The following is a 3,555-nucleotide window of genomic DNA, read 5'->3' as shown; positions in this document are numbered from 1 at the left end:
GGCTCTACCAGGTCGCGCCGATCTCGACCAACCTGATCCTCTGCTTCCTCGCCGAGCGCGCGCTCGGCCTGCCCAAATCCTACGCCTGAGGACACGCCATGCTCGCGCCCCGCACTCTCAATGGCCTTTTGGACATAGCGGCGATCCCTTCTGAGGCCATTCCCGTCTCCGCACGCGCGATTGCGCACCTTTCGCTCTACGACTGGCTCGCGGTGACGCGCGCCGGCGAGGATGAGCCCGTCGCCCGAATCGTGCGCGACCTTGTCGCCGACGAGGGGGGCCGGGAAGCCGCGTCCGTCGTGGGATTGAACAAGAAGGTCCCGGCCCGCGCCGCGGCGCTCGCGAACGGCACCGCCTCGCACGCGCTCGATTACGATGATACCCATTTCGCCCATGTCGGGCATCCATCAGTCGCGATCCTGCCGGCGGCGCTCGCCGTCGCGGAGGCGCTCGACGCGCCGGCCGCGGCCGTGCTCGACGCGCTCCTGATCGGGGCCGAGGCGTCGATTCGCGTCGGCATGGTTCTGGGGCGTCCGCACTACGATCGAGGGTTCCATCAGACTGCGACGGCCGGCGCCTTCGGCGCGACCGTCGCGGCCGCCCGGGTTATCGGGCTCACCCGCGACGAGGCCCGCAACGCGCTGAGCTTGGTCGCGACGCGCGCGTCGGGCCTCAAGTCGCAGTTCGGCTCGATGGGCAAGCCGTTCAACGCCGGGATCGCGGCCTCGAACGGCGTCGAGGCCGCGGAGCTCGCGAAGCGGGCCTTCATCTCCTGCGACGACGGCGTCGGCGGACCGCAGGGCTTCATCGACGCTCACGTCGACGTCGCCTTCGAGGACGCCGCCTGGGCGTCGCCTCCCCCTGCAACCTTCCTGTTCGAGGACGTCAAGCACAAGCTGCACGCCTGCTGCCACGGCCTTCACGCGACGATCGAGGCGCTGCGTCAGGCGCAGCGGACGCATGGGCTCGATCCTGCCGCCGTGGCAGCGGTCGACATCCGCGTCAACCCGCGCTGGCTGAAGGTCTGCGACATCAAGCAGCCGCGAACCGGGCTCGAGGCGAAATTCAGCTACGCCATGGTGACGGCGATGACCCTTAGCGAGGTCGACACCGCGTCCGACGCCGTCTACGCCGACGAACTGTGCCGAGACGCGGCGCTCGTGGCGTTTTTGCCAAAAGTGGCGGTGACTGGCGACGAGGCGATCGGCGACACCGGCGCCGTTGTTCGGATCGAGCGCGGCGACGCGCCTGCGGTGATGGCGCGGTTCGACCTCGCCGAGCGGCTGCCGGCCGATGTCTTGCAGCGCCGCCTGCGCGACAAGGCCACAGCGCTCGTCGGCCGCGAGGCGGCCGAAGCGCTGTGGCGCGATGTCGCCGAGTTGGAGTCGATGTCGGCGTCGCGTCTGGCGCGCAATCTGAGGGCGGGGACATGAGCGCGATTTCGCCGGACGGGGTCTCGTTCGAGGATTGGGTCGGCCGCTCGTACGAGCGGACTGACACGCTGACGACGCGCCTCGGCGCCGAGTTCACGGCGACCTTCGCGCCGAACCTCCCGTCGCTTCCCGGGGCGCCGCTCGGCCTCTTCTGGACGCTCGCGCCGGACATCGAGCCGCCGATCAACCTCGGCCAGGACGCCCACCCCCGACTCGGCCTCTATCTGCCGCCGCTGCCTTTCCCGCGACGCATGTGGGCGGGCGGAGAGCTGAAATTCGAGGGATTGTTCGCCATAGGCGACGCAGTGAAGAAAACCAGCACAATCGAGAGCGTCGTTTTCAAGACCGGAGCGACCGGCCCGCTCGCCTTCGTCGCCGTGCGGCACGTCTATGCGATTGCCGGGTGTAAGGTGCTCGACGAGCGTCAGGACATTGTCTACCGCGCGCCCTCAGGCGAGTCGGGCAAGCCCACACCGGCCTCGCCCGCCGATCCGCTTGCGGCGTTCACAGTCGAGGCGACGCCGACACTGCTCTTCCGCTATTCGGCGATGACCTTCAACGGCCACCGAATCCACTACGACTTCCCTTATGCCACCCACGTTGAAGGCTATGCTGGTCTCGTCGTCCACGGGCCGATGCAGGCAACGCTCATGCTCAACGCCGCCGCGCAGGCGCTTGGCCGGCCACCGAAGACCTTCCGCTATCGGGGCCTCTCGCCGCTCATCGCCGGACATCCGTTCCGTGTCGAGGCTTTCGCCGCGCCCGAGGGCGGCTTGGCGACGCGGGTCGTTTCAACCGACGGCGTGGTCGCCATGAGCGGAACCGCGACGGACGCCTGATCGGCGGCGGGCGAAGAAGCCGCAACGTCTGAAAACGTCGCGATCGCTTGGAGGCGGGCGCCTCATTCCGCAGCGCCCGTGACGTGCGGTCCGAACTCGCGCCGCACCGCCTCGTCGTGCTCGCCGAGCGCCGGCACCGGACGCAGGGGCCCGACCGGTTCGCCGGCGATGCGCGCCCCCGGAGACAAGAGCTCGACCTCGCCGTGCGGAGTCGCCACCGTGACCGTGCGTCGCTCCGGATGGACGATCAGGTCGTCGAGCTCGTTCAATGCGCCATTGGCGATGCCCGCGGCCTCCAGCTTCTCCATGGCTACGATCGGATCGAGCGCCAGGCGGTTCGCGACTCGGTTGCGATTGGAGTCGAACCGCGGATCGGCGGCGATCGTCGCATCGCCGAGCACATCGGCGCACAGGCGCGCCCATTCCCGCTCGTTCTGGATCGACAGGATCACTTCCTTACCGTCGGCGCAGACGAAGGCGCCGTAGGGCGCGATGGTCGGATGCTTGACTCCCACCCGCTGCGGCGGCTTTCCGCCATATCGCGCTTGCAGGTACGGAACGTTCATCCAGTCGGCCAGCGTATGAAAGAGCGAGACCTCGATGGCGCGACCGCGGCCCGTGCGCTCGCGGGCGTAGAGCGCCTGCATGATGGAGCCGTAAGCCGCGTCGCCCGCGGCGATGTCGCAGACCGAGATGCCGACGCGGGCGGCCTCCGCCGGTGTGCCATTGATAGCCAAAAGGCCGCTCTCGCCCTGAATCAAGAGGTCGTAGGCCTTGTGATCGCGATAGGGGCCGTCTTCGCCGTAGCCGGAGATCGAGCAGTAGATAAGTCTCGGGAAGCGTTTGGTGAGCGCCTCGGCCCCGAGCCCGAGCCGCGCGGCGGCGCCCGGCGCCAGGTTCTGGATGAAGACGTCCGCCCTTTCCGCCATCGCCTCGACCAGCAAGAGATCCTCGCCGCGCTTGAGGTCGAGCCGGATCGACTCCTTACCGCGGTTCAGCCAGACGAAATAAGCGCTCTCGCCCTTGACCAGATGATCGTATTCCCGGGCGAAATCCCCTTCGGGCCGCTCGATCTTGATGACCCGCGCGCCCGCGTCCGCGAGTCGGCTCGAGGCAAAGGGGGCCGCGACCGCCTGCTCGAGCGCGACGATGAGAACGCCATCCAGATCCGCCATGTCGACTCCCTTCCCTGTTCCGGGAAACGATAGCCAATGCGGGCCGCCGGCCGTAATATGACGTTGTTCTAATTGCTAGAGCGGCAAATTCTAGCGAGGGGCAGGAAG

General features: G+C 68.2%; 3 protein-coding genes and 1 pseudogene. 3 read left to right on the top strand and 1 reads right to left on the bottom strand.

The window, feature by feature from the left end; translation table 11 throughout:
• From ACLP25_RS26475 to ACLP25_RS26465, 3 genes and pseudogenes are all read left to right on the top strand, one after another.
• Nucleotides 1-89 (top strand): annotated as a pseudogene (locus tag ACLP25_RS26475) (acyl-CoA dehydrogenase family protein); the annotation flags it as partial.
• A gap of 9 nt (nt 90-98) precedes the next feature.
• Complete coding sequence (locus ACLP25_RS26470) at nt 99-1,433, top strand: MmgE/PrpD family protein (protein WP_442472093.1); 1,335 nt, start codon at nt 99-101, stop codon at nt 1,431-1,433.
• On the top strand, nt 1,430-2,272 hold the full coding sequence (locus ACLP25_RS26465; protein ID WP_442472092.1) for an FAS1-like dehydratase domain-containing protein: 843 nt from the start codon (nt 1,430-1,432) through the stop codon (nt 2,270-2,272). The genes ACLP25_RS26470 and ACLP25_RS26465 overlap by 4 nt, the downstream gene beginning before the upstream one ends.
• A 62-nt stretch (nt 2,273-2,334) precedes the next feature.
• Here the strand turns inward: ACLP25_RS26465 and ACLP25_RS26460 are convergent, their stop codons facing one another.
• Nucleotides 2,335-3,447, bottom strand: coding sequence for a CaiB/BaiF CoA transferase family protein (locus ACLP25_RS26460; protein WP_442472091.1), 1,113 nt, complete (start codon nt 3,445-3,447; stop codon nt 2,335-2,337).
• Nucleotides 3,448-3,555: the final 108 nt, after the last annotated feature.

Source organism: Roseiarcus sp., from assembly GCF_052145395.1.
In the GTDB taxonomy this organism is placed as follows: Bacteria; Pseudomonadota; Alphaproteobacteria; order Rhizobiales; family Beijerinckiaceae; genus Roseiarcus.
The sequence above is the reverse complement of the archived record's forward strand: the minus strand, read 5'-3'. Positions and strand labels throughout refer to the sequence as shown.

Bases quoted from the DNA above. Each gene is read 5' to 3' on its own strand.
- ACLP25_RS26470 (WP_442472093.1), top strand. From the start codon at position 99: ATGCTCGCGCCCCGCACTCTCAATGGCCTTTTGGACATAGCGGCGATC.
- ACLP25_RS26465 (WP_442472092.1), top strand. From the start codon at position 1,430: ATGAGCGCGATTTCGCCGGACGGGGTCTCGTTCGAGGATTGGGTCGGC.
- ACLP25_RS26460 (WP_442472091.1), bottom strand. From the start codon at position 3,447: ATGGCGGATCTGGATGGCGTTCTCATCGTCGCGCTCGAGCAGGCGGTC.